This window comes from Acinetobacter sp. NIPH 298 (genome assembly GCF_000369505.1).
Classification (GTDB): domain Bacteria; phylum Pseudomonadota; class Gammaproteobacteria; order Pseudomonadales; family Moraxellaceae; genus Acinetobacter.
The window spans coordinates 438842-465476 of the sequence record NZ_KB850053.1; the positions used below are offsets into that span (position 1 = coordinate 438842).

Genomic DNA, 26635 nt, shown 5'->3' on the forward strand with positions numbered 1-26635 from the left:
TTTATTTCGGAATGTATGGACTCCAAGGCTCTGCTGGAATGGTTTCAGGCGTTTTATGAACCACATCAAACTGGCCATCAGCACGAATTTGACCAATCATCACAGGCTTGTGTAAATGGTGATTGCTGGCATCCATTTTGAGGGTATAACCCGATGGCGCAGCGAAGGTTTGACCTGCCATTGTCTCACGTACTTTATCTACATCTGTCGTGCCTGCTTTCTCAACAGCTTGTTTCCACATATTGATGCCGACGTAGGTTGCTTCCATTGGGTCATTGGTGACCACTTTGTCCGCATTTGGCAATTTGTATTCCACCGCGAATTGTTTGAATTTATTCACGAATTCAGTATTTTTTGGATTTTTAATCGACATGAAATAGTTCCATGCCGCCAAATGCCCCACCAATGGTTTAGTATCGATCCCACGCAACTCTTCCTCACCAACAGAGAATGCCATCACTGGAAGCTCTGAGGCTTTAATCCCTTGGTTGCCTAACTCACGATAGAAAGGCACGTTTGAGTCACCATTGATGGTGGAGATCACCGCGGTTTTCTTACCGGCTGAGAATTTTTTAATGTTGGAAACAATGGTTTGATAATTACTATGACCAAATGGAGTGTACTCTTCCATGATGTCGGCATCAGCAATGCCTTTCGAATTCAAAAACGCGCGTAAAATCTTATTGGTGGTGCGTGGATAGACATAATCCGTGCCGAGTAAGACAAAGCGTTCAGCTTTACCCCCCTCATCACTCATTAAATATTCCACCGCAGGAATCGCTTGCTGGTTCGGGGCTGCCCCAGTGTAGAAAATATTCTTAGATTGTTCCTGACCTTCATATTGCACAGGGTAGAACATTAAACCATTCAATTCTTCCACCACAGGGAGAACAGATTTACGTGATACCGATGTCCAACTCCCAAAAATCACCGCGACCTTGTCTTGGGTAATTAACTGACGTGCACGCTCCGCAAATAATGGCCAATCCGATGCAGGATCGACCACCACAGGCTCTAACTTTTTACCAAGTACCCCACCATTGGCATTGATTTCATTAATGGTCATCAATGCCGTATCTTTCAGCGAAGTTTCAGAAATCGCCATCGTGCCCGAAAGGGAATGTAAAATTCCGACTTTAATGGTTTCACCATCGGCTGGTGCAGCTTTGGTTTCTGTTTTTGTTTGTTCAGATGTTTCAGCAGGCTTAGAACAACCCACTAGCCCCATACCCATCATGGCAGCCATAAGCATAGAAATCGGCATTAATTTTTGTTGCATCTTTTTTCTCCACATTTAGTGTGTTGTGATGTTGACTAAGTGGAGTTATTCAATTTTTATGCCAACAAGTTAATTTATTGTTTTATATAAATATTAATTAAAAGCTCAAGAGAAAAATCCAATCTTGTATACAACATTGCATACAAAAAATACATCGTGAACTAAAATGATGCATTTTTACGCAGTAGAAAAACTGTGATGATTTATGTCAACAATTAAAGTAAAAATCTATAATTAAAAAGCACAACATAAATTTATAATTGATCAATCTTAGAATCATTATTTTGTTAGCGAATCCATACAAAACCCCTATATTTAAAGCATAAAAAACAAAGTATTACTGCTAAGCTATAAGAGCTAACCAAAGCAAACCAAAACCCATATATCCCGAGGGGTGCAATCGAAAAAACACCCCAACTCATCCCCCAATATGCCAATAGCTGCCCGCCACACAAGCCAAATAGCAATAATGAACCACAATAAATGAAGCTTGGTACAATCGTGATTCCCCAACAGCGTAAAACGGTCGCGAAAATACCTAACATTGCATCAGCAAGGTGAAAGAGTATGCCTAATATAAAGAGTGAAGTTGTAATCTGTATAACGGCTTGTTCTTGTGTAAAAAGTGCGATCAGTTGATCTCTAAAAATAAATAATAAGGTGCACAGAATCACGGCCAGAATAAAAATAAGTTGAAATGCTTTTTTTGACCAAAGCAACGCAATTTGTTTCTGATTTGCGCCGATTTTTTCCGACAACATGATGCTAAATGTGATAGAGAATGCAGCTGGTAGGATGTACAACATAGAACATATACTTGCGATCACCTGATGAGAGGCAATCGCAACAGTCCCTAGTGGTAAAGCCAAGATTGAGATTGCCATGAAAGCAATTACATCTATCACAATCATCATCGCTGTTGGTATACCGATCCGAAGTAAGCGAAACAACAGCTCCAAATTCAGTGAAATCGCTTTTAAATCGAAATTAAAAACAGCTTTTCGCCGCATATAGCCATACAATAATATCAACATGATGCTATCCCCGATTAGGGTTGAGAGCACCGCGCCATATACGCCCAATGGCGGTAGTTCAAAGATATTCAAACCATTAATTAAACCGTAGGACAATGGTATTTTCACGACCAAGAAGATACATCCGATATACGTCACGACTACTGGCCGATCTAATATCTGTACCTGTATTGTCAATATACGAATAAACAAACGGATCAAAAGATCCAATGAAAAAATCATAAGACAATTATTCGCCAACACTTGTACCATCTCAGATGCTTCAAAAAAGGCGAATAAGAAACCAGCATTATTGATTAAAATAACGGCAAAAAGACCAAAGACTAGAACAATTAAAACGGCTTGCCCCACAACCCTATTCTTTATTTGTTGGGTTAGACCTCGACCATTTTCTTCTGCAAGAATTTGAAACAGGCCTTGTAACAAGCCATAACCCACTACAAAAACAATCATATAAACTGAAAGCGCAACTGACAAAGCTGTTAAATGCACATGGCTATAATGCGATATAAATGCTGTATCAATTACACTACTCAAAATGAAAATGGTATTACTTAACAGGATGGGGAAAAAAATACTTAAAAACCTATTCATTTTATTTTTTGCCAGCATCAATTAAATGTTTAATCTCTTTAAAATTATTCCTCTGCCTATGTGATGACATTAAGTTGTTAGTTTTAACTTATTGATTTAGGTTTTGGATATATTTTTACCAATCGATAAAAAGCAAATAACATACCAGTTTTATATTTATTATTAATAATTCAAATATTTTTTGAGATAATCTAAAAAAAAGCCCAGATCAAACTGGGCTATTCAAAAAATAAGTTCAAATCAAACCACAATATCAGCCAAATTACCCTTTTGCTCTAACCAATGCTTACGATCAGCCGAACGTTTTTTGGCAAGTAATTTATCCAACAAACTTGCAGTGAAATGAGCATCATCCAAATCTAACTGTACTAAACGACGCGTATTGGGATCCATCGTGGTTTCACGAAGCTGGCTTGCGTTCATCTCACCCAGTCCTTTAAATCGGGTAATTTGTGGGTTTTTATTGCCCTTCACTTTCTTTAAGATCGCTTCAAGCTCCTCATCATCAAGGGCATAATGCACATCTTTGCCAACATCAATACGATATAGAGGTGGCATCGCAACAAACAAATGACCTTCTTCCACCAAGGTTGGAAAATGTTTGACAAATAAAGCACACAATAAGGTCGCAATATGCAAACCATCCGAGTCGGCATCGGCAAGAATACAGACTTTGCCATAGCGGAGTTCCGATAGATCATCACTGCCTGGATCAACCCCTATTGCAATGGCAATATCATGTACTTCCTGCGAGGCTAATACCTCATCCGAAGACACCTCCCACGTATTTAAGATTTTTCCGCGAATCGGCATAATTGCTTGAAAGTTTTTATCCCGAGCTTGTTTGGCACTTCCACCTGCGGAATCCCCTTCGACAATAAACAATTCACTGTCTTCACGGGTCAACCCGACACAATCTGCTAATTTTCCGGGTAATGCAGGACCCGCAACAATCTTCTTACGCTCAACCTTTTTCGCAGCTTTTAAACGACGGCCAGCTTTTGCAATCGCCATCTCGGCCAGTTGCGTTGCAATCTCAGCATGTTGATTGAGCCATAGAGCAAAGGCATCTTTCACAATATTCAACACAATATTGGATGCTTCACGACTAGATAAACGTTCTTTGGTCTGTCCTGAAAACTGAGGCTCTTGGAATTTCAACGATAAAATGAAATTCACCCCATCCCACACATCTTCAGCAGAGAGTTTCACATTGCGCGGCAGTAAATTACGTAACTCACAAAACTCACGCAACGCCTCTGTGACACCTGAACGTAAACCATTAACATGTGTTCCGCCTTGCGCGGTTGGAATCAGGTTGACATAGCTTTCCTGAATTTGCTCGCCACCCTCCACATTCCAGCAAATCGCAAGCTCGCATGCTGCGCGGTCTGCTTTTCCACTACTGACAAATGCTGGATCAGGTAAAATCTCACGATCTTGCAACTCATCCATCAAATAGTCGACTAAACCATTTTCAAACTGCCATTCGATCCGTTCGTTATTAATCTTATCGTCGTAAATGATTTTTAAGCCTGCGGCTAGAACTGCTTTGGCTTTTAAATTATGTTTTAAGGCTTTTAATGCAAACTTCGGACTATCAAAATATTTTGCTTCGGGCCAAAAACGCACGGTTGTTCCTGTGGCACGCTTTGCCACCTTGCCCTCTAATACAGATAACGGTGCAACAGGTTCACCCTGCTCAAACGCCATTTGATATAAATTTCCGTGGCGTTGTACTGCAACCTCAACCCGTGTAGACAACGCATTGACTACCGAAATCCCAACCCCATGCAAACCGCCTGAAAATTGATAATTATCAGTACTAAACTTACCGCCTGCATGCAGCTTGGTTAAAATAATTTCGATACCACTTTGACCATATTCAGGATGAATATCGACGGGCATACCTCGTCCATTATCCTCGACAGACAACGATCCATCTTCATAAACCGTGACATAGACTTGGTTGGCATGTCCTGCAAGCGCTTCATCGACAGCATTATCAATCACCTCTTGAGCCAAATGGTTCGGTCGTGTGGTGTCGGTATACATGCCTGGACGACGACGCACAGGATCTAAACCAGAAAGAACTTCAAGAGATTGTGCTGTATATTGTGTCACTTGGTCTGACTTCCTTATTGAATCGCTGCCGATAAAAATTCGATGACTAACGCTAATTTTTCTTCAAAATCATCCATCGCATGATTACCACCCTGATCAGTGAGAATCAAAGAGGACGGATGTGCCGCACTATAATAACGTTGTGCCTGATGATAATCCAAGACTTCATCGCCTTGTTGCAATAGCACTAAAATTTTATCGGCATTTTTTAGCTCTACTTCAGCAATCGACTGTAATTGTTGCAAGTGTTCAGCATTAAGTGTCCATGACTCGGTGATTTTGAGTGGGATTTGATCAATCCCGAATAGCGTTTGAAATAGCTGCCATGGTTGCATAGCTGGATTGATCAATACAGCAGGACACGCATACTTGGCGACAAAATACGTCGCATAAAACCCACCTAAACTGCTACCGACCAAAACCACTTGCTCTTTGGGTTGAGATTCAATCAGTTGAGAAACCTGCTGAATGACTTGCTCAGGAGACTGGTTCAAATCTGGCAAATGCACCTGAATAGAATCATACTTTGCACAGTATTGTCTCAATTGTTGCCCCTTTTTTGACATCGGGCCACTACGAAAACCATGTAAATAGATAATTTGCATATGCACCAAATTAGACAGCAGCTTGACAGATAGTGAAATAAATCACATTATTAATCATAATTGATAAACAAATAACAATATAATTTGCATATAACCCTGAAATTGTCCGACACAAAAACCGATACTATGCACCGTTCATCAGTATTCTAAAAAAATTACGGATGAAACAGCAAAATATATAAGCGTTTGTTGTAGTTTATCTAAACAGTATTAGGTTCATAAATTCAACCCTTCGGTATATATCAAGGATGAGGAAATCAATATGCCAAGTTTAACACCTCTGCATGAAACCTACTGTAAGTGGGACAGTACCCCTCCCAGTCAGGCAGATGCTTTGGAAGGTTTGGCACAACTCGTCAGTACCAGCTTAAGTGGCGTACACGAATTGATGCAATTGGTACAAACTGAAGTGTTACGGACAACGCTCGGTTTAAGTGCACAAAAAGCCAAAAAATTACAAACGCACCCACAACTACAGAAATTCTATCAATTCTCTTATGTCGCCATCCAAAAGTATGGTCGTAGTTTTCTTGCACCAAACTTGCGCAAAGTAATTGAAAAATTTCCTGCTTTACATGATAAACCGCTCACTCCCACTTTACATTTTGCGGTGGGTGTACTGAATGGGATCTTTGGTGATTTTTTCTTGAGGCAACATAATCCAATGGCTTTGCCGATGGTGCTTTATGATCACTATGGATCTTTACAACAAGGTGAACTCACAGGTCGAGTGGTGATTTTAGCGCATGGTTTATGCATGAACCATTTGACGTGGTCGAATAATCGTTTTGGTGGTATTGGTGAGCGTTTACTGGCTCAACGCGATAACAACACCATGTTGTATCTTAACTACAATACTGGGCGACGAATTTCCGCTAATGGACGTAGTTTTGCCAGTGTACTTGAAGATTTGATCCAACGTAATCCACGTATTACCAGTATTGACTTGATTGGGCATAGTATGGGGGGATTGGTTTCTCGTAGTGCATTGTTCTATGGAAAACAAGATCTCTGTCAATGGGTACACATGGTTGAAAACTTGGTCTGTATCGGTTCTCCACATCATGGTGCAGCACTGGAACGTTTTGGTTTTATTTTACAAGACAAGATTGGGGCATTCCCGTTTATTAGTCTTATTGGCCAATTGGTCAATATTCGCAGTAACGGTATTTTAGATCTGCGTCATGGTAGTGTTCGTGATGATGATTGGGAACATAATGATGCACGTATTGGTTTTGCAGATGACAATCGCAAACCAGCACCTTTACCCTCACATATCAACACCTTCTTAATTGCAGGGACTTTAGAGTTTGAGAAATTACGGACTAAAGCGCTCACTGTGATCGGTGATTATTTGGTCAGTGTAAAGAGTGCGTTAGGTGAACACCCAAATCCTCGTTTTCAACTTAAATTGCCCGATACACATAAAGCGGTGTTCTATGGTTTGAATCATTTTGAGATTCAATACCATTCAAGTGTAGCTGAACAAATTACGCGTTGGCTCTATCCTGATGTCAGTGATAAAGTTGAACAAGGTGTCCAAACGCATCTGATTAATGTACCAAATAACTATACCTTTGATGATTTAGAAGGAATTGTTGAGACTTAAATGAAAATGATCGGCTATTATTTTATTAGTTGTCGATCATTTTTTAGATGTTGGAAGGATTGCGGTGTTTATTTTTTAGGATGAGATTTCACCAGATTTTTATATAAAAAATACATTCACTGTTGAGAAAGATTCACTACTTCGTTCTCCATGCCCTCATGAGCGTAAAAAATTTTAAGAGTATTTGGAGATATAATTTTGAAGTCTATATTATCAATTTCGCTTAGGCTACTTTGATGATAGATTACTTTGAACAGTCCTAAATCTGGATTAGTATCCTGATTGCCAACTTGCCCATAGTTTATAACTGACAAATATATACTTTCCCCATTTATACTAAATCCATCATCTCCCTGTTTTTGAGCAAAAATAAACGCAAATTTCTGATCATTAATTGGCATGACCCCAACCAGTACTTTCTCACTTGTATCTTCTTCTCCTTCAAAAAACTCATCATTTTGAAGGCTAAAGAAAAGTGGAGCATGTGTAATTTGATAAACTAGCTTATTCTCAATATAGTTTTCTTTAGTAAATGGAAGCTTATGAATACACAACACATTTTTAATTTGAAAAAGATCAGATAAAGTATTATTTGCTTTTTTACATAATATACTTCTATCAGAGACCTCTAAATTTATAGGTTTACTCTCAACGAAAGGCTGTTTTTCATTGCTATCAGTACAACTGATGAGCATAACAGTAATCATTAAAAATGATATTTTTGTTACATTAACAAACATAATTTATATATCCTCAACATCATTACCTAACCCATTCATATGAAGGTGATGATGATGTCTATAACCATTTTTGCCATCTTTTCTCATATGTATACATCCTGGAAATACATAATTTGCATTCCCATTATGATTAAATTTTTCAGAAAACATACGTCTCGTCTTCCCCCAATTAAATTCAATTAGTATTTGTATCATCCGCAAAGTTCGATCAAAATCCAATAAATTACTTTGTCCTAAATCGACATACTGGGTTTTTTTGTCTTTTCTTAAATAACGAATATCGCCTGCCACTCCATTAATATGTGAAGAACTTACACCAGGAGATCCATCAACCATACTAAATCCATTAAAGCTAATATCATCATAACCACATTTACATAAGGCTCCTAGGAAAGCAGCCATTTCTAAACCACCTAAATAATATCTCCCACTACTTGTGTTAAGTAGCATTTTATAACCAACATCCCCATTTCTATATTGCTTAAAGGGTCTAATATCAACTAAAAAAACGCTTCCCGCCCCCTTAACTCCCTTTGAATTCCACCTATTAGCAACAATATACCTCGACTTCCCTAAATTATGAGCGCCACCATTCTGATCATAATAAATAAACTCTGCATACCCCGTTGCAGCTCTATTCTCTCTTTTAATTTTTCCATTATGATAAATATGATAACGAGTTGTATCACTGGTTACAGGTGCTTGACGACTCACTGTGGTGATCGGTCGACCACCATTTTGTGTATAGCTATTATTTTGTCGGGCTTGATTATTCTTATCCGCTTCGGTTTTAGCTTTTTTTCTTTCCTCCTCAGCTTGTTTTTCTTTCTTTTCGGCAGCTTCTTTTTGCTGTTGCTGCAATCTCGCTGTTTCTGCTTGTTGTTGTTTTTGTTGTTCATCCGCTACTTCATGTAGTCTTGATGCTTTTATTGCACTTGCATTTACAATAAACCCTTTAGTTACAACAGACTTTTCAACTCTACTTGGAACCAAATTTTTACCTTTGACTCCAAAGCCAAAAACAAAGCCTGTAAGCATTTTTACAGTAATAATCCCTGATGCATTTGTTCTTTTAGGAATCTCGCGCCCTCTATAAAAAATACTAAACAATGTGTTTGCTACGCGTTGACCGTCTTGAGTGACGCTTATACTAAAACTATGTACAGGTAACCGTACTTTTACGGTTTGATTATTAAGTGCTGCATCCACTTTAAAATGATGAATCACTTGTTTATATCCATCCCCTTCTACAGAAACCTCAATATCCTGACCTTCTTCTGCAACAACTCCTTGTCTTACACCATTGTTATTTGCGGTATGCTTGTTAATATTCCCTTTGTACGTGAGGAAAAAATTCATATTCGGAATAGGTTTCCCTGAATCACCTTCCACGATTTGAACGTTGAATTGAATATCTTTTAATGCGGAAGTTGAGTCTACCGATGGCGAAGATGGTGCAGCTTGCTCATTCCTCACTTCTTGCGGAGTCTTATTGGCTTGTGGTTTTGGCTGAGGTGAATTTTCTGCTTCTAAGGTTGCTGGATAACTTGAAACCGTGAAATCACTTAAGGTAGCTTTCTGCTTCTCATTGGCTTTTTGGATGATGCTATTAGACTCTTTTCCATCCGCTATAATTTTTATTTCTGTATTCGGATGACGAACAATAACTGGAAGCTTGCCATGCTCATCGCTTTTTACCCTTACTCGCGATTCACCAGATACATATTTCCCATCATAACGCGAAACTAATACCACTTCTTTATTTGCTAAAGCACTTTTCTCTGAGTCAGTTAAACTTATATAAATCTTTCTTTTGCAACAGATTTCTAAATCAAAATGATTAAACATTTCGATATATTTACTGATATGTGTGCCATTTCCATCTATTTGATTTGAACCCTGAAATTTTGGAATGCCCAAAAAAGCACCCAGCCCCCCAATGCCAACTAAATGCATACCAGCTATGACGCCTGACTCTGAAACTTCAATACCTTGAATCGTTCTTCCAAAATACTCATTTAGATTATTATTTCTCAATTGATTACATAAATAACCAATCCACTCCTTAATAACTTCATATTGAATTTGAGGATTTCTCAAGAAGTCTAGCTTTGAGTTTATATTTCTTTTACCAGACCATTTACCAATCCAATTATTTGAATCAAATTGACTCTGCCATCTTTTCCGTATAGGCGATTTTTTGTCAGCACCTTTAATATCCTCGTACGATATTCCGTGGTCTCCCAAATAATAACCCAAATCATATAAAGCTTCTTCCCCAAATTGAAACAACCCCATATAACCGGACCCATTTACCTTATTCGCAGCACGAGTATTTATGGGGTGATCTATTGACAAAGAGAGATCAGATGAAGACTCTTTAAAACTTACTGCCTCAATAAAACCTGCTAAATTATTTTCAAAATTCTTGGTATCATTTTTATCAAATTTAATTGTTTTTATCATTTTAATTCTCTTTATACCAATCATTGGTCTTATAAAAACTCATACTCACAGATGTATTATTTTTTAAATAGCTATTTAGAACGTATCTAGATTTATCATCCACACCAATACTAGCACAACTTAAAATAACACCTGAGCGAGCACCTTCTTCTGAAGGAGCAACTATTTTTCTAAAATAAGCAAAAGCATTTTTATTATCATATGCGATCCATACATCATCTTTGTCTTCCTTGTAATTTGCATTATAAATATAATATTCTTTATGGTTATACAAAACCTTAGAGCAAATACCAGTTGACATCCATTGATTATTTTTCCGTTTTAAATTCAGTTGATCTAGCAGTTTGAGTCGATTCTGGCTTGCACTATTTTGACCGAACTCCCAGACATGCTCACACTCAACTTCCCCTAGAACTTTAATCTCCACTACTGGCTCATTCCAATATTTTAAGCATTGTTTAAAGCTCTCTGCATATAAACTCACACTTTGCAATAAAACCAATGAGCCAATAAATACTTTAGCTATTTTCATTTCTTAATCCCCACATCCAAATTGCTTAAAATCATGTTCTAAATTCGATTCATCTGTAGCGTCTATTTGAGCATGTTCACAGTCATCATGATGGTATTCATCGCCACCGCAACACGCCTCATCCGAGCTGTGATTTTCGAGCATCGGCTCTTCTACCAATAGCAACTTATCTGCACTTTCTTTGTCTTTTCCAAGTAAAACAACTTCGATTTGGTCAGGGTTGTCGCTAAAGATTCTTTGTGTTCTCGCTCCATCATCAAGCACACCCACATATTCTGTTTTCTTCGCGCGATTAATCACCTTATAAAGAAAACCTTCTTGTAATAATTCAGGAGAAACCAAACCACTAAAATCAAAACGTCGGCTGTACACCCCACTCTTTGGCATGGTCGGTAACTCAGCATTGACAACTGCACCACTCTCAAAGACATGCTGTCCTGCCTTAACCTTGAAATTACCGCCAGTATTTACAAATACTCCATCCTTATTAATCTTAAGCTGCGAGCCTCCTGCCTTTAGGTCGATTTCGATTGGACTGGTAATCTCGATCTTTTCTTCTGTCGATATAATCTTGATCACTCGACGGGCGATTGCCTCGATCATGTCATCCTGTGCCTGCAACTCTACTTTTCCTTTGGCGGCATAGGCTCGTATTCCTTTTTGGGCTGCAAACAAGCTGATTTTGTCTTGCGCATGCCCAATAATATTTTTCTGGGCACTCAAATTGATGGAACCACTGGCACTTTCTGCAATGTCTTGCGAGGCTTGTAAAATAATATTCTCAGGTGTGGTCAGCGCAATTCCATTCGGTGAGGCCAACAGCATCAATGCTTGTCTAAAGATTTTTCCTTGGGTTTGTTGTTTGCTGTCCTTACTCTTTTCTAAGTCTTGGGTATAGTTTTCCATAAAGCCTTGCAAAGAACCCAATGCTTGTAATGGACTGACCTTTAAACTGCTGCCTTTACTAAACGTGCCACAGCTACTCATCAAATCAAAGTCTTTAATATCGACATTCGCAAGGACTTGTCCGACTTCTTTTAGACCTTCAAAGGGGTTGTGTTGAATCTTATCTTTGAGGGCTGCTAGTTGTCCTTTGACAATATCTGCACCGTGTTCTTCAACATTTTCAATAAACGTTTTAAGATTCTCCACTGCATCTTTTGCATCTGCGAAAAATGCATTGAATTCATCAACAATGGCTTTACTATTTCCACCGAGTGCACCGATATCACCAATAAAACCACCACAATCTTTTAAGGCATTTAGCGGATTGCTTTGCATCTCATTTTTAAAAAGATTTACGGTATTATTCAATGCCTGTCCTTTGGTTTTTAACTCCAAAGACTGTATAAATTTGGGTAAACGTTCAATGACATTGAGCGCATCGGCTTGTTGTTTGAGGGCAATGTCGCTTAGCATTTTCATGCTTTCAAAACCTTCAGTCAGCAATGATTGCGCTTGGGCTGCTTCCAAGTGATCTGCGATCGCTTGTTCTTGTGCATAAGTACTGATCAACATGCCTTTACCTGCACGTACCGCACCCCAAGCATCCGTTCTGAGTTCAAAACCCTCACCACGTCCTGCACTCTGTGCTTGTTCTTTTGGATGACTTAAATGCCCTAAGTTCAGTTGAGTTGCAGCATGACTACTTTGTAATTGGGTACTAATCTGCCCCGTGGTATCGTCAAATCTGAGTTGGTTGAATCCTCGACCATCGACCTCTTGACTCCGAATACCACTGAGTTTTTTGGTGTCAGGGAGTTGCCCTTTGATATCAAATCGAGTCGGTGAGCGCTGCGCCTCATGGATTCGCCCCGTCACAAAGGGGCGATCAATATTGCCATCAAAGAAATCAATCACAACGATCTCACCTATGCGTGGTAGGAATCGCGCACCATAGCCTTCACCCGCCCAAGGTGTCAGAACATCCACCCAAGCGGAGTCGGTATCATTGTCATTGCTGCCAGCACCACCATCATGGCCATGATCATCGACACGGGTAAATAGAAAGCGTACTTTGATCCGTCCCCATTCATCCACATGAATGGTTTCACCTGCTGGGCCTACCACCTTTGCTCGTTGAGGATATGCAATGGGTCGGTGTTGCAAGGGCTGATATTCAGGTACGGTGGGAATATGACGGCGTTGCAGTGTGAGTTGGTTGCCTTGACGTTCTTCTAACATTGAGTGACTCAACAGAGGTTGCCAATGACTTTGCTGTAGCAATTGCTTGACCTGTTGGTTCAACTCTTTAGGCAGATTATTTTGGTTATAGAACTGCTTCGCGGTAATCAGGAAGTTTCTATCCGCACTGGCGTGCTGGTCTATTTCTGGGTGTTGTTTGAGTTCAAACCAATAACCCACATGCGCATCACGAACCGTGGTATTGGCAATAAATTGTTTTGCCTGCGCACTATGGTAATTGCTCAGTTGTTCATTGATGCGTTCGATTTGATGATTGCCTGAGGTACTCGCACCATCCTCACCATTCAGATCTTGTATCCATGCAGGCGTGAAGTGCCATGCATCCTCTAATCCTAAACTTGCATTGTCATAGTGATCACTGTGTCCGTGGGTACTTTGGACGCTGCCTGCGCCATCTTCTTGATCAAGCGCATCCGCTTGCCAACGTTGGATATGCACCGTGGTCGGTTGCAAGCTACGTTCTGCAACCAAACTGGTCATGCTGTCATATTGTTCTGTAGCACTACTACGATGGTAACGAATACTATGGCGCTCAAGCGCTTGGTAGTGGTTATTGTCATCAATCAGTCGGAGTTTTTGCGCTTGAATTGGAGATGCACTGAACGGAACAAGATGCTGAGCTTCATCAATTAAGCTATTGATCGATTCTGAAGCCAACAATCGTTGAATGAACATTGAATCGAGTTCATTGTGCTGCATGGTAAAGGGACGAACATCATAGTCTTTGCTAAGCCCACTGATATCTAATGTCAAACTCGCTGCAAATAGTGGGCTGCGTTGTTGCCACTCTTTAAATAAAGTCTGAACAATTTCAACCACCGATTGGTTCATAAATACCCGGCTATTACGGCGTTTTGTCCATAATGATGTCGCATCTTGCATGGTCAGACGATAAAGCGTAAGTGCTCCATCACTTTGACCTTGAGCTGCCGCGGTAATAATCCCTGTGCTGCGTGCCAATTGGCCCGTATCAGTGACCTGATCGACTGCAACAGTACATCCAATAAATTTTTTAAGCGGAATACTCGCATTGGTAGATAGGCAAATGAGCTCTGATGTTAACCCATGATTTAAAACATGTTTTCCAGATATTCGTTGTAAGAACACCTGCGCCGTTAACATCGGATCTGCAAATTGGACGTGTATCGCACGCTTCTGTGCATTTAACCCCAGTTTTTCTAATACATTAAATATATTCAAAAGCATTTTTTATGATCATAATTTTAAGAATCGGTTGAACTTTATAAGAAAAATACCTTTCTGTACATAAAAAATAGTTGTTTTTATATAAAAATATATCCAACTGATTTAAAAGAAAAAACCCCTAAATATTGATATATATTCAAGGGTTTTTTAGTTGTTTTAAAAACGCTATGGTTATTGTTTAGCTGTACTATATTTTCTAAAAAGCTGCCATAAACAAATCAGCAATATCAGACTGAAATAAATCAATGACCATACTGGTAATGACTGACCCAAGAAACTCCAATCGACTAAAGCACATTCACCAGAACCAGAAAGCACTTGTTGCAATACTGCTTTCATGGGCAAGACATCAACCAAATAATCCAAACCTGGACCACAACTTGGAACTTGATCAGCAGGTAAGTTTTGCAACCAAACATGTCGTGCTGCAACACCCACTGACCAACCAATCGCTAATGTCGCCAGCAATGCATAAAAACGTTTAAATACATTTGAAATCGGGTTATGAATGAATGCAACCAGTGCAATCAATCCCATTCCAATTAGACCTACACGTTGAAACACACACAATGGGCAAGGTTCCAATCCTTGCACATGCTCTAAATACAGCGCGAACGAGAGTCCGATAATACTGGTCAGTACCAATACTGCACTGACCAAACGGTAATTCCATCGCATAGGAAGTCCTCAAAAGATTTAACGGTATTGTGCAAGATATTGTTCAAAACTCGTGTCATTTTCTTGTTCAAGTTGCCACTGTTTTTGCAACGACGTTTGCGCTAAATGTTCAAAATATTGTTGTCTTTCTACACTGAGCTGATGCTGGTCATAACAATCTACATGCTGTTGAGCCATGACACTACCAAAGTTCCATGTTCCACCATGTTGTAAAGTATCTTTGATCACTTGTGCTGAAAGGGTATTTTCAACATCATTTAAACGCTGTTGCATGACATAAACAGCATCCTGATAAAGAGAAGTACCATCCATTTGATCTAGTGTCGCGGCACAAGTATGAATTTCATTTAGATGCTGCTGTGCCCAATCCTGAAATGACACTGTTAGATGCCCCTCTTTGATATGGGCATCTGCTGCACGCCCGCGATTGACCACTTCAGTTTGATTTTGATCAATCTGATCTTGTTCGTTAGACCATAGATCAGGACTTTCCCGCAATAAACAATACAAGGCCAGACTTTCTAAGAACCCTGCTGTGGTTTCATCAATCCCAATCGCACTATAGGGATTCACATCGACCGCACGCAGCTCTACATAACCCACACCACGATTCTTCAATGCTTGCGAAGGTGTTTCACCTGCTTGAGGCACTTGCTTGGGACGCACTAGACTGTAGTATTCATTTTCAATCTGTAAAACATGGTCATTGATTTGAATCGGTTCACCTGTCTCATCATTCAAACCTAAATCAGTAAATGCAGGATATGGCGTATGGACGGCCTTTTGTAATCCATCTAAATAATCATGCAGGTCGTTATAATAAATCCCCAGCTGCTTTTGTGCTGAGTTTTGGTAGCCCAAACGTCCCATACGCAAGGCAGTCGCTTCTGGTAAGTACAAGGTTCCTTTGACCAAAGGCTGTAAATGGTGGTTACGCCCTGTTAAAAAGCAACGACAGACCGATGGACTTGCGCCAAGCAAATACATCACCAAGGGAGTCATACGAATAAAATTTCGGATCAAGGCAAAATAACGATGGCTTCGATAATCTTGCAAACTGAGTTGTTTTAATTCTTCATTTTTTTCATGCTGCTGCAAAGTTGCAAACAACTGATCGGGAAAAGATAAATTATAATGCACACCTGAAATGGTCTGCATCCGACGACCATAACGCACCCCCAAGCCATGGCGATAAAGGGTTTTAAAACGCCCGATATTAGACGTGCCATACTGAGCAAGTTTTATATTTTCTTCATTGTCATCCAGCATACAAGGCATGGAAAGCGGCCACAATTTCTCACCATCTTCAAGTTGCTGATGCACCACCTGATGAATATCGCTTAACTCATTTAATGCAGCGGCAATGGTATTGTGTGGCGTGGTAATGAACTCCATTAACGCTTCTGAATAATCAGTCGTAATATGGGGATGTGTGAGTGCTGAACCCAAAGCTTTTGGATGATTTTTTTGTGATAAAAATCCATTGCTTTGCATACGCAAACTTTCACGCTCGATACCGCGTAACATACCGTCTAATTGTGAGGCATTTACCCAAGTCGGTACGATAGCGGACGAAAGTGTGCAAGGTTGGTTCATAATTTATATGCTCGGTTATTCATGCTCGGCCAACCAGATCAAGGCTGGCGACTTCGTTACGTGTAGTCGCATGCAAAACATGTCAACGCCCACAACTCTGCCAATTATAACGACTATTACGATCTAGTCATCTGATTGTATTCGCTTAGCTTGGCAATTTTTATCACAATCTTGCTCTATAAGACATGCTGAAATTGTGATTTTATTAAAAATAAATCTTCCAAGGGATACTCAACGATGCAAGCGCAAGACATTCTTGATTTTTGGTTTTCTCCCGATCATCGCTCACTCTGGTTTGCCAAAAGCGATGATTTTAATACCAAAATTCGCGGGCTTTTTCAAACGATTCATGATCAAGCAACCCAAGCAGAACTTTGGTCATGGCGTCAAACACCTGAAGGCCGTTTGGCTGAAATTATTGTTTTAGATCAATTCTCACGTAATTTATATCGTGATAAAGCACAAGCTTTTGCCTATGACAGCATGGCGTTGATGCTGGCTCAAGAAGCGATTAGCCTACAATTAGATGCTCAGTTAAGCCCCGAACAACGTTCCTTTTTATATATGCCATTTATGCATAGTGAATCAAAAATGATGCATGAGTACGCATTAAAACTGTTTCAACGTTTAGGCAATGAAATCAATTTAAATTTTGAGAAAAAGCATAAAGTGATTATTGATCGCTTCGGACGCTATCCTCATCGCAATGCGATCTTGGGACGAACATCCAGCGCCGAAGAACTTGAATTCTTAACACAGCCAAACAGCAGCTTTTAAGTCGATCTCCCCTCGACGTCAGAAAGAGGAATTGCATATGAAATCGTTACTCATCTGTGCCCCGCTATTGGTCACATTGGCATTTACAGGGTGTGCCAGCATACCGTCTCAACCCAAGACCTTTGATCAATTGGGGCAATTCACCGCTTATCCATTAAATAACAAAAGCTTCCGTATCGGCTTCCAAGCAGGAAATAATCTGAGTTATGGTACAGCTGAGGAAATTACCTTACTCAAGGCAGCACAAACCACACTCCAAAATGGGTTCCGTTTTTTCACTGTAGTTGATGATCCAAGCAATGCGCGGTTCAAGGAGCAACGCCAAGCTGTGATTTATCCGAGTCGACCGTATTATCCTTATGGTTATTATCGTCGTCACCCCGCCTTTTGGCCGGATCCATTCTATGATGTACCACAAGTGGTCAATCTTGATCCCATCCAAGTGTCGTATACTATTGAATGCTTTAAGACTCAACAGCAATCACCTGATGCATTTGATGCACAGCTAATTTTGCGATCCTTAGGACAAAAATACGGATTGAGTCCAACAGGAGAAGTGTTGCAACCCCCTGCACCACCTCAAAACAAAAATGAATGAATAGGATGACTCAATGAATTCAGCCGAAGAAATCCACAAAGTACCAAGCCTGCAAAGAAGTAAATACTTCGCCACCGTAGCATTGGTGATTGCAGTGATGACGTGGATTTGTTTAATGGTCGTGGCGCATTTTCTGCCTGAGTATCGGTGGCTGATCCATATTTTCATGTTAAGCGCCGAAGCAGGTGTGGTCGGTGGTTTGGCCGATTGGTATGCGGTGACAGTGTTATTCCGCAATCCATTTGGGAAAATCCCCTTACCCAAACTATTACGTGATCATACTGAGATTATTCCACGGAATAAGGCACGTATTGCTGAATCAATGGGTCGATTTGTTCAAGAAAACTTTTTATCACCCCAAATCGTACAGCGTAGTTTGCAAAATACCGACCTCAGTTTGGCGGTCGGTCAATGGTTAGCCAACCCAAAAAACAACGGACACGTGGTTCAGATCATCCAACAAACCGTTCCGAAAATTTTTGAGTTCGTCAGTCAGGATCAAATCGCTAATTTTGTACAAAACAATAGTGTGCAATGGGTGCGCAGTACCAAGATCAATACCCTTGCTAGTGAAATGTTACGTGCGGTTTTGGAAAATGACTTCCATCAAGATGTGTTACAACGTGGACTCGATCTGGCTCATCAATGGATGGTGTCACATCCCGAAGAAGCGCGTGAGCTGTCTCGCACATTATTTAAAGAACTGGGCGTCTGGAAACTGGCTAAAGGTGCGAGCTGGATTGGTATCGATGTACAACAGCGCACCATTGATTCACTGATTGAACGCGTGGAATCCATGTTGGCCAATCCTGAACATCCTTGGCGACAAGACATTGAGGCAACCACTCATGCCCTCATGCTACAACTTGCTGATACCGATAGCGAAGCAAGCCAACGTTTGAACAGTGGTAAAGATGCCTTGCTGGATAGCCCACAAGTTTTAAACTTTATTAGCGGTGCAATCGCGATTTTATGCGATGCCATCAAAACAGATTTGATGCAACCCGATTCAGGCATTGCCACCAATTTACAAGCAGCTATTCAACAACTTGGTGTGAGCCTGATCCAAAATGAAAATGTTCGTGAAGTCCTCAATAGCAAAATGGTGGGCTTAGCCACCAATTTCAGTGAGCAATATAGCGACAAAATCATTCGTTATATTAGTGAACGCATCCATGAGTGGGATTCACGCGAAATGATTGCCAAAATCGAGAGTGAAGTTGGTGGTGATTTACACATGATCCGTGTCAATGGTGTGATTGTCGGGGCCTTTATCGGTTTGATCTTGGGTCTCATTCGTGCCTTTGTTGAAAATGTTTTGTAAATGGCTTGAAATACTCAACTTTTCACGTAAAGATGGACATCACAAAATGCCTTCTTGGTTGCAACCAAGATCTCAACCGTAATGATTTATCCGAACAAAAATAAGCAATCATGTTGCAAATGGCGTAGAGGAAGAAACAAAGGAATTTGAATGACCCCACACCAAACATTGGTGATGCAACCCAATCTCTGGAAAACATTTTTTGTTTTTCTAGTGCCGCTGATCGCCACCAACATTTTGCAAAACTTGTCGGGGACGATTAATACCATATTTGTTGGACAAATGATGGGGGTCGATGCAATTGCAGCGGTGTCGGTTTTCTTCCCTATTCTGTTTTTTTTGCTGGCATTTACTATTGGTATTTCGGCAGGTACCACTGTTTTAGTGGGTCAAGCTTGGGGCGCACAAAATCTAGAAAAAGTTCGTAGTGTGGTTGGGTCAACCCTTTTTATCACCTTAATTGGTGGCACAATTATCGCAATCTTAGGCTTTGTTTTTGCTGAACATATTCTCAATCTTTTAGGTACTGATCCCAAAGTCATGCATATGTCACTGCCTTATGTGCAGTGGATGTTGGCAGGTAGCCCGTTATTGTTTGTGTATATTATTTACACCTCTATTTTACGGGGTGTCGGTGATAGTGTTACCCCTTTGATTGCCCTAGGTTTAACCAGCCTCATCGGTTTAGCAGTCACGCCAGTCTTACTTAAAGGTTATTTTGGTTTTCCAGCCTTAGGCATCATCGCACCCGCGATTGCCACCATCTTAGGCTATAGTGCAGTGTTGATTTTTCTAGCTTTCTACCTCAACTATAAAAATCATCCACTTAAAATAGATCGTCAATTGCTCCAACATATCCGCCATGATGCAGAATTAAGCAAACTGATTTTTAAACTAGGCATTCCAACAGGCATCCAAATGGTCACCACTTCTTTGGCTGGATTGGTGATTATAAGCTTGATCAACCGCTACGGCGCACAGGCAACTGCAGCCTACGGTGCAGTCAATCAAGTCCTCAACTATATTCAGTTTCCGGCATTGTCGATTGCCATCGCAGCATCGATCTTTGCCGCCCAAGCGATCGGTGCAGGCAAACCAGATCTATTGGCCAAAGTCACCCGCACCGCATTAAGTATGAATTTTTTATTTACGGGTAGTCTGATCATACTGGCGTATTTATTCTCGAAATATTTAATGGCGCTGTTTATTACTGATCCTGCAGTTATCGAACTGGGACAGCAATTATTATTCATTGTGCTGTGGTCGCTGCTGTTTTTTGGCGCAAGTGCAATTTTTGCCTCGATCATGCGGGCTAGCGGAACCGTCAACGTGCCAATGCTGATCAATATTTTTACTATTCTTTTAATCGAAGTGCCTTGTGCGTATTGGTTTAACACACTTTGGGGACTCAAGGGAATTTGGATGGCTTATGCACTCGCCTTTGTGTGTTTATGCATATTCCAAGCCGCTTATTATCAATTTGTCTGGAAGAAACGCGAGATAAAGATTCTGATTTAAACGTAAAAGTTCATCATAATCTTTAGCGTCAAAAAAAAGCCATTCAAACAAGAATGGCTTTTTATCTTAGTAGCGGAACTTACATCATTTTCGTTGCAAGTGCAGCAATACGCTGATATCCCGTTGGGAACAACCGTTGGAAAGAATCAACAATACGCGCGTCTGCACCAATCAATAAACGACGTTTGTCTTTCAACACCGCATTTAGAATTTGACGTGCTGCTTCTTCTGGTGGCGTCCGCAAGAATTTATCGAATTGTTTGATTGATTTACCTGGATCCATGCCCAAGCTTTTCATGCTGTCATTCATTTTCGCCGCTTTTGCGATATTGGTACGGATCCCACCTGGGTGTACACAAAGCGAACTAACACCACTCTTTTCGATATCAAGTTCTTGGCGTAAAGATTCTGTGAAACCACGCACTGCAAATTTAGTCGCGTTATATGCTGATTGCGTTGGTTGCGAGGTTAAACCGAAGATACTTGAAATATTGATGATATGGCCATCTTTGGTTTGTTTGATAAACGGTAAGAATTCTTTGGTCCCGTAAACCACACCCCAGAAGTTAATCCCAACGATCCACTCTAAGTCTTCATAGCTTGCACCTTCAACCGTTGAGCCGAGTGCCACACCTGCATTGTTGAAAATCATATTGACCGAACCATGATCTTGGACGGTATCTTGCGCCCACTGTTTCATCGCATCACGGCTAGAGACATCAAGTACTGTCGTGGTCACTGTGATTTCAGGATATGCTTTCAAAAGCTCCACAGTTTGTGCCAAACCCTTTTCATTGATATCACTCAATGACAAATGGCAACCTTGTTGGGCCAATAAAACAGCTAATTGTTGCCCAATCCCAGAACCTGCACCTGTGATCGCTGCGACTTTATTTTTAAAATTTTTCATTGCCTATCCTTTGTGTTGCGAATGATATGCACATATTCGCCTAGATTACGTGCAGTTTAAGATGTAACCAATATAATTTTGACAATACACGTTGTCAATATAGTACACTATGCTTTTAAGACAAATGGCAATAACACACACATTACTTGTCATATTGGGTCTATTTACATTTAATGAGATAAGATTTTTAGGCGATACAAGGCATAGTTGCATCATGTAAACTGAGCTAGACATACGCTATAAAGACTTTTAGGAAACGGTTTTTTCAATGACAACTCAAAAGCAAGCCAAAACGAAGAAAAACAACAGCGAAACCAAAGAGCGTCAATTCAAGGGTCTTTCTTTAACTGAACGTAAAGAAGCTCGCCGTGAAAAACTGATTGAAGCTGGGATCGCTACTTACGGCACTCAGGGTTTTTTCTCAGTCACCGTCAAAGATGTCTGTAATGAAGCCAAACTTACCGAACGCTATTTCTATGAATCGTTTAAAAAAAGTGAGGAGCTATTTCAAACCGTTTTTTTAAGAATGGTTGGTGAAATGCAAAGTTGTTTAACGCAGGCGGTATTACTGGCGGCACCCGAACCAAAAAACATGGTCACTGCGGGGCTATCGGCTTTACTCAACACCATTCGAAACGATCCACGTATGGCTCGGATTATTTATATTGATGCCATGTTGGTGCAAGACTTACACAATCAAGCGACGATCCAAGAGACCTTGACTCAGTTTGATCGGATCATTCAAGGCTTTGTGATGATCACCATGCCCAATGTTCAACAAAGCACTGAGGAAGTGTCTTTGATGGCGACAGGCTTAAATGGTTATGTCACGCATATTATTATTCGTTGGGTCTCAGAAGGCTTTAAACAACCATTAGAGGACGTGTTAGCAGCATGCTGTGCGGTATTTATCTCCTTTATCGCAACAACATCACAAAAAAATTAAAATCATTTTACAGTTTTGTGACAAATAAAACTGTTAAACTAATATGGTATTAACCAAATGAATTCATTTGCTTTATTGATAAATCACTTGTCATCATTTGGTCACTACGCTGCCGCACAATTGTCACAATTTATTGCTAAATTCGACTTTATCCACTCTTTTGCAATGATATTGTCATAATTAATCTTTGTAATAAGCCTGTCATAACAACAAAACGGTTCAACATTACCGTTATAAATTTGAGGGTATTGCGCTGTGAAAGATGACTATATTTTAATTGTCGACGATGAGCTACCGATTCGTGAAATGATCCATACCTCTTTGGATATGGCAGGTTTCCAATGTTTACAAGCAGAGGATGCCAAACAAGCACATCAAATTATCGTTGATCAGCGTCCTGCTCTCATCTTGCTTGATTGGATGCTACCAGGCGGTGTCAGTGGTGTAGATTTGTGTCGTCGCCTCAAACGCGACGAAAATTTGGCTGAAATCCCTGTCATTATGCTGACGGCTCGTGGTGAAGAAGATCATAAGGTACAAGGTCTAGATGCAGGTGCAGATGACTACATGACCAAACCTTTTTCTACCCGTGAACTGGTTTCTCGAATCAAAGCAGTCTTACGTCGTGCCAATGCACTCAGTGGCGAAAAAGTCATTGATGCCAATGGTTTGATGCTTGATCCTGTCAGCCAACGTGTCAGCTTCGGTGACAGCATTTTAGAGATGGGGCCAACCGAATATCGTTTACTCGCCTTCTTTATGACTCATCCTGAACGCGCTTATACGCGCGCACAATTGCTTGACCAAGTTTGGGGTGGTAATGTCTATATCGAAGACCGTACCATTGATGTGCATATTCGTCGTTTACGCAAAGTGTTAGAACCTTATGGTGTCGATCGTTTTGTACAAACGGTACGTGGCACAGGTTATCGTTTTTCTACACGAGCTGATTTGGCAGCAGGTTAAAACCCTTTATGTACGAACCTTATCCAGTCCCTGAACTGGCACGTGAACACCAACGTTTTCGTTACAGTAGTTTATGGGCCTTTGCAAAGCAAGATTTAAGACTGTTGCTTTTTTTCTTATTGATTGCGAGCTTAATCGGATTTGGCGTTGGGTATTTTGGGAGCTGTATTTTCATCGCTTTTGTGGTGTTTTTCACTTTACAGCTCCGCTCGCTCTACTTGGTCAATGAATGGATTTCAAATCGACCTTATGATGTGCCGCCGAACTTAAATGGGATTTGGGGTGCATTACTGTTCAATGTCTATCGTGCCCAACGCCAAGAGCGTATTGTTCAGGCAGAAATGGTCGGCTTGATAGACCGTGCACAATCATCGCTGTTCGCTTTAGCCGAAGCAGTGGTATTGATTGATGATCAACATCAAATCGAATGGTGGAATCCAGCAGCCGAAAAGCTATTAGGCATTGAACCCTTAGATCGTGGGCGCAACTTATTGACGATTTTGCGTCAACCGAGTTTTATTGAATATTTCAAACAAAGTGATCAATCGCCCGATGGGATTCGTCTACAAGTACAGATGGATGAAGAGCGTTATGTACAAGTCAAACTGACTCGCTTTGGTGGAGAAAGTCGACTATTGGTGGCCTATGACACCACACGCGTACACAACCTCGAACAAATGCGTAAAGATTTTGTCGATAATATCTCGCATGAACTACGTACACCGCTCACCGTATTGAGTGGTTATATCGAAACCTTTACTGATCAGGATGATATTACACCACGTTGGAAACGTGCCTTCACACAAATGCAGTCACAAACCAAACGTATGAATGCGTTGGTCAATGATTTACTGTTACTGTCCAATTTAGAAAATAATAAAAAAGTCGCCAAAAAACAGATCATTGATATGGCAAATTTAATGAATCAAATCTTTGATGATGCGCGTGCTTATAATTTAGATTACGGACATACGCTCAACTTAGATATCGACAGTCATTGTGATCTGATTGGTTCAGATATGGAAATTGCCAGTGCTTTCAGCAACTTGATCACCAATGCGATTAAATACACACCGAAAGGCGGCATTATTACCATTGGTTGGCATGAAGAAAACGATCAAGCTCTTTTTAGCGTACAAGATAATGGGATCGGTATTGACCCAAAACATTTGCCGCGTTTAACGGAACGTTTCTATCGCGTTGATAGCGCGCGCAGCCGTCAAACAGGTGGCACAGGTTTAGGGCTTGCGATTGTTAAACATGTCTTGATGCAGCACGGCGCACATTTAGAAATCACCTCTAAAGAGAATGAAGGCTCGACCTTTACTGCTGTTTTCCCAAAAGAACGTTTATATCGAATGATCTAAGTCTTCTACGCAATAGTTATAGTGCATTTTAAATTTAAACAAGCCGACCCCAACAGATCGGCTTGTTTAGCTTTAGCTGATTGAAAATTAGCTGCTTACTTTTGCATCCAGTTCCGTTGCTTCAAGCAAATGACTCGGCAAACCAAAAATATGATCAAAAAGATAATTATAAACAAAGGTATAGCATGGAATGATCACCATCAAACTAAAATCTAGCAAGAAGGCTTTAAGCAAACTAATCTGCATCCACCATGCAATCAATGGGATCAAAATCATCACCAATATGATTTGAAAGCCAATTGCATGTGCCACCCTTCTTTTCACAGTTCGTATTTTGGAAATTTGGTTTTTTTCCCACATTTCAAAGATATAGTTATAAAAGAAGTTAACCGTGACGGCGATCACCGCAATCAGAATCGACAAAGGCCCTGTATGACTCAAAGTGGTACCTGAAAGTACCGCCAAAATCATCGCACAGATAAAAAAGCTAAACACTTCATAGAAAAATACGTAAGTGACCCTTCTCTTGGTTCCTTGCATGACCACACCTTAAAATCAATAATCAGTGGATTTTACGCCTTAAGTCTGATAAAAAAAGTCAATCGTTATCAGATTCACTGACAAGGTAATAGGCATGAAACTTAATAGTGAACAGCTGGAATTAATCCTTGAGATTATGGATCGAGGTAATTTTTCAGCCGCCGCGCGTGCGCTAAATCGAGTTCCTTCCGCGGTCAGTATGGCGATCGCCAATTTAGAAGCCGAATTGAATTTAAAATTATTTGAACGCAGTAAAAACCATCTTGCGCCGACCGAAGTGACACTTTCGATCGAGCCGCATGCTCGATTAATCGTCAACAAAATACGCCAACTGGAATTGCATTTGACCGAACTTTCTACTGGTTTGGAAACTCATCTTTCGATCGGTGTCGCGGCGGATGTGAATCAGAAGTTTTTATTGGCAGGGATTGAACATCTGATTCAGCAACACCCGCTTTTAAATATTGAAATGGTTTGTGCGCCACAGCAAGAATTAAAAGTACGTCTGCAAAATAACGAAATTGATCTATATATTGCTTATAGCTCATCGGTGATCGACATCAACGAGCGTTTCAGATTATTGGGTGTTGAACAGTTTGTTGCGGCTATTTCCCCCCAAGAGGCACAGCATCTCAAGGCCCAGCATAAAAATGAACTCACCATGCTCTCCGAGTTCAGACAAATCATCGTTGCCAGTAAGAACTATCCGCTTCCCGATCCTCGTGTCTTGGTTTCTGATTCTTGTTGGTATACCGATAATTTATCAATGGCCATCAATATGGTGGAACAAGGCATGGGTTGGGGAAATTTTCCACTTTCGGTGGTGAGTGAGCATTTCTCTAAACGGAGCTTGGTGCGATTAGAATTTAACGATACCACCAATGGACTAGATATGCCGATTCATGCAATTTGGCCGAGCCATAAACCGTTGAGCAAGGCGGTGCAGATGCTGATCGAGCTTTGGGAAAAAGAATTTTAAAAGAAAAAAGCCCGACATCCTGTCGAGCTTTTTTCCGTATTC

Annotated in this window: 21 protein-coding genes; 9 read left to right on the top strand and 12 right to left on the bottom strand. The window is 40.5% G+C overall.

What is annotated here, in order from left to right; translation table 11 throughout:
* Position 1: 1 nt before the first annotated feature.
* The 4 genes from urtA to F903_RS01995 form a co-directional block, all read right to left on the bottom strand.
* Positions 2-1279 carry an urea ABC transporter substrate-binding protein gene (gene urtA / locus F903_RS01980; protein ID WP_005194087.1) on the bottom strand — a complete coding sequence of 426 codons (1278 nt, stop codon included), beginning with the start codon at positions 1277-1279 and terminating at the stop codon, positions 2-4.
* Positions 1280-1566: 287 nt separating this feature from the next.
* Complete coding sequence (locus F903_RS01985) at positions 1567-2907, bottom strand: MATE family efflux transporter (RefSeq protein WP_034594736.1); 1341 nt, start codon at positions 2905-2907, stop codon at positions 1567-1569.
* A 240-nt stretch (positions 2908-3147) separates the two neighbouring features.
* On the bottom strand, positions 3148-5031 hold the full coding sequence (gene parE, locus F903_RS01990; protein ID WP_005194089.1) for a DNA topoisomerase IV subunit B: 1884 nt from the start codon (positions 5029-5031) through the stop codon (positions 3148-3150).
* 14 nt (positions 5032-5045) lie between these two features.
* A complete protein-coding gene (locus tag F903_RS01995) occupies positions 5046-5636 on the bottom strand; it encodes a YqiA/YcfP family alpha/beta fold hydrolase (protein ID WP_005194090.1) in 591 nt (196 codons plus the stop codon).
* Between the two features lie 262 nt (positions 5637-5898).
* Between F903_RS01995 and F903_RS02000 the strand changes: the two genes are divergently transcribed.
* Positions 5899-7245 (top strand): PGAP1-like alpha/beta domain-containing protein, encoded by a 1347-nt coding sequence (locus F903_RS02000; RefSeq protein ID WP_005194091.1) that lies wholly within the window; start codon positions 5899-5901, stop codon positions 7243-7245.
* A gap of 116 nt (positions 7246-7361) precedes the next feature.
* On the opposite strand, the gene F903_RS02005 is transcribed toward F903_RS02000, so the two are convergent.
* From F903_RS02005 to gshA, 6 genes are all read right to left on the bottom strand, one after another.
* Positions 7362-7985: a hypothetical protein gene (locus F903_RS02005; protein WP_005194094.1), complete on the bottom strand. Its 624-nt coding sequence runs from the start codon at positions 7983-7985 to the stop codon at positions 7362-7364.
* Between the two features lie 3 nt (positions 7986-7988).
* On the bottom strand, positions 7989-10451 hold the full coding sequence (locus F903_RS02010; protein ID WP_005194095.1) for a hypothetical protein: 2463 nt from the start codon (positions 10449-10451) through the stop codon (positions 7989-7991).
* Position 10452: 1 nt separating this feature from the next.
* Positions 10453-10983 carry a hypothetical protein gene (locus F903_RS02015; protein ID WP_005194096.1) on the bottom strand — a complete coding sequence of 177 codons (531 nt, stop codon included), beginning with the start codon at positions 10981-10983 and terminating at the stop codon, positions 10453-10455.
* Between the two features lie 3 nt (positions 10984-10986).
* The gene (locus F903_RS02020) at positions 10987-14394 is read right to left on the bottom strand and encodes a type VI secretion system Vgr family protein (RefSeq protein ID WP_005194097.1); all 3408 of its coding nucleotides are present in this window, start codon (positions 14392-14394) and stop codon (positions 10987-10989) included.
* Between the two features lie 171 nt (positions 14395-14565).
* Positions 14566-15072 carry a disulfide bond formation protein B gene (locus F903_RS02025; protein WP_004673527.1) on the bottom strand — a complete coding sequence of 169 codons (507 nt, stop codon included), beginning with the start codon at positions 15070-15072 and terminating at the stop codon, positions 14566-14568.
* Between the two features lie 18 nt (positions 15073-15090).
* Positions 15091-16668 carry a glutamate--cysteine ligase gene (gshA, locus tag F903_RS02030; protein WP_005194098.1) on the bottom strand — a complete coding sequence of 526 codons (1578 nt, stop codon included), beginning with the start codon at positions 16666-16668 and terminating at the stop codon, positions 15091-15093.
* A 237-nt stretch (positions 16669-16905) separates the two neighbouring features.
* Between gshA and F903_RS02035 the strand changes: the two genes are divergently transcribed.
* The 4 genes from F903_RS02035 (at position 16906) to F903_RS02050 (ending at position 20885) form a co-directional block, all read left to right on the top strand.
* Positions 16906-17445: a DUF924 family protein gene (locus F903_RS02035; protein WP_005194099.1), complete on the top strand. Its 540-nt coding sequence runs from the start codon at positions 16906-16908 to the stop codon at positions 17443-17445.
* 37 nt (positions 17446-17482) lie between these two features.
* Positions 17483-18043: a CC0125/CC1285 family lipoprotein gene (locus F903_RS02040; protein ID WP_005194100.1), complete on the top strand. Its 561-nt coding sequence runs from the start codon at positions 17483-17485 to the stop codon at positions 18041-18043.
* A 13-nt stretch (positions 18044-18056) separates the two neighbouring features.
* Complete coding sequence (locus tag F903_RS02045; protein WP_005194103.1) at positions 18057-19367, top strand: DUF445 domain-containing protein; 1311 nt, start codon at positions 18057-18059, stop codon at positions 19365-19367.
* 150 nt (positions 19368-19517) lie between these two features.
* A complete protein-coding gene (locus tag F903_RS02050) occupies positions 19518-20885 on the top strand; it encodes an MATE family efflux transporter (RefSeq protein WP_005194105.1) in 1368 nt (455 codons plus the stop codon).
* A gap of 79 nt (positions 20886-20964) precedes the next feature.
* Here F903_RS02050 and F903_RS02055 read toward each other — a convergent pair whose 3' ends face one another.
* A complete protein-coding gene (locus F903_RS02055; RefSeq protein WP_005194106.1) occupies positions 20965-21795 on the bottom strand; it encodes an SDR family NAD(P)-dependent oxidoreductase in 831 nt (276 codons plus the stop codon).
* 268 nt (positions 21796-22063) lie between these two features.
* Between F903_RS02055 and F903_RS02060 the strand changes: the two genes are divergently transcribed.
* The 3 genes from F903_RS02060 (at position 22064) to phoR (ending at position 25074) form a co-directional block, all read left to right on the top strand.
* The gene (locus F903_RS02060) at positions 22064-22741 is read left to right on the top strand and encodes a TetR/AcrR family transcriptional regulator (protein ID WP_005194107.1); all 678 of its coding nucleotides are present in this window, start codon (positions 22064-22066) and stop codon (positions 22739-22741) included.
* Positions 22742-22996: 255 nt separating this feature from the next.
* Positions 22997-23707 (top strand): phosphate regulon transcriptional regulator PhoB, encoded by a 711-nt coding sequence (phoB, locus tag F903_RS02065; RefSeq protein ID WP_004673541.1) that lies wholly within the window; start codon positions 22997-22999, stop codon positions 23705-23707.
* An 8-nt stretch (positions 23708-23715) separates the two neighbouring features.
* The gene (gene phoR / locus F903_RS02070; protein ID WP_005194108.1) at positions 23716-25074 is read left to right on the top strand and encodes a phosphate regulon sensor histidine kinase PhoR; all 1359 of its coding nucleotides are present in this window, start codon (positions 23716-23718) and stop codon (positions 25072-25074) included.
* Between the two features lie 87 nt (positions 25075-25161).
* Here phoR and F903_RS02075 read toward each other — a convergent pair whose 3' ends face one another.
* Positions 25162-25614, bottom strand: a complete 453-nt coding sequence (locus tag F903_RS02075; protein WP_005194111.1) for a PACE efflux transporter — start codon at positions 25612-25614, stop codon at positions 25162-25164.
* 94 nt (positions 25615-25708) lie between these two features.
* Here F903_RS02075 and F903_RS02080 point away from each other — a divergent pair, with 94 nt between their 5' ends.
* The gene (locus F903_RS02080; RefSeq protein WP_005194112.1) at positions 25709-26593 is read left to right on the top strand and encodes a LysR family transcriptional regulator; all 885 of its coding nucleotides are present in this window, start codon (positions 25709-25711) and stop codon (positions 26591-26593) included.
* Positions 26594-26635: the final 42 nt, after the last annotated feature.

What these genes read in the sequence shown, in the direction of transcription:
- urtA (WP_005194087.1), bottom strand. Translation starts at nt 1,279, where the DNA reads ATGCAACAAAAATTAATGCCGATTTCTATGCTTATGGCTGCCATGATG.
- F903_RS01985 (WP_034594736.1), bottom strand. Translation starts at nt 2,907, where the DNA reads ATGAATAGGTTTTTAAGTATTTTTTTCCCCATCCTGTTAAGTAATACC.
- F903_RS01995 (WP_005194090.1), bottom strand. Translation starts at nt 5,636, where the DNA reads ATGCAAATTATCTATTTACATGGTTTTCGTAGTGGCCCGATGTCAAAA.
- F903_RS02000 (WP_005194091.1), top strand. Translation starts at nt 5,899, where the DNA reads ATGCCAAGTTTAACACCTCTGCATGAAACCTACTGTAAGTGGGACAGT.
- F903_RS02005 (WP_005194094.1), bottom strand. Translation starts at nt 7,985, where the DNA reads ATGTTTGTTAATGTAACAAAAATATCATTTTTAATGATTACTGTTATG.
- F903_RS02010 (WP_005194095.1), bottom strand. Translation starts at nt 10,451, where the DNA reads ATGATAAAAACAATTAAATTTGATAAAAATGATACCAAGAATTTTGAA.
- F903_RS02015 (WP_005194096.1), bottom strand. Translation starts at nt 10,983, where the DNA reads ATGAAAATAGCTAAAGTATTTATTGGCTCATTGGTTTTATTGCAAAGT.
- F903_RS02020 (WP_005194097.1), bottom strand. Translation starts at nt 14,394, where the DNA reads ATGCTTTTGAATATATTTAATGTATTAGAAAAACTGGGGTTAAATGCA.
- F903_RS02025 (WP_004673527.1), bottom strand. Translation starts at nt 15,072, where the DNA reads ATGCGATGGAATTACCGTTTGGTCAGTGCAGTATTGGTACTGACCAGT.
- gshA (WP_005194098.1), bottom strand. Translation starts at nt 16,668, where the DNA reads ATGAACCAACCTTGCACACTTTCGTCCGCTATCGTACCGACTTGGGTA.
- F903_RS02035 (WP_005194099.1), top strand. Translation starts at nt 16,906, where the DNA reads ATGCAAGCGCAAGACATTCTTGATTTTTGGTTTTCTCCCGATCATCGC.
- F903_RS02040 (WP_005194100.1), top strand. Translation starts at nt 17,483, where the DNA reads ATGAAATCGTTACTCATCTGTGCCCCGCTATTGGTCACATTGGCATTT.
- F903_RS02045 (WP_005194103.1), top strand. Translation starts at nt 18,057, where the DNA reads ATGAATTCAGCCGAAGAAATCCACAAAGTACCAAGCCTGCAAAGAAGT.
- F903_RS02050 (WP_005194105.1), top strand. Translation starts at nt 19,518, where the DNA reads ATGACCCCACACCAAACATTGGTGATGCAACCCAATCTCTGGAAAACA.
- F903_RS02055 (WP_005194106.1), bottom strand. Translation starts at nt 21,795, where the DNA reads ATGAAAAATTTTAAAAATAAAGTCGCAGCGATCACAGGTGCAGGTTCT.
- F903_RS02060 (WP_005194107.1), top strand. Translation starts at nt 22,064, where the DNA reads ATGACAACTCAAAAGCAAGCCAAAACGAAGAAAAACAACAGCGAAACC.
- phoR (WP_005194108.1), top strand. Translation starts at nt 23,716, where the DNA reads ATGTACGAACCTTATCCAGTCCCTGAACTGGCACGTGAACACCAACGT.
- F903_RS02075 (WP_005194111.1), bottom strand. Translation starts at nt 25,614, where the DNA reads ATGCAAGGAACCAAGAGAAGGGTCACTTACGTATTTTTCTATGAAGTG.
- F903_RS02080 (WP_005194112.1), top strand. Translation starts at nt 25,709, where the DNA reads ATGAAACTTAATAGTGAACAGCTGGAATTAATCCTTGAGATTATGGAT.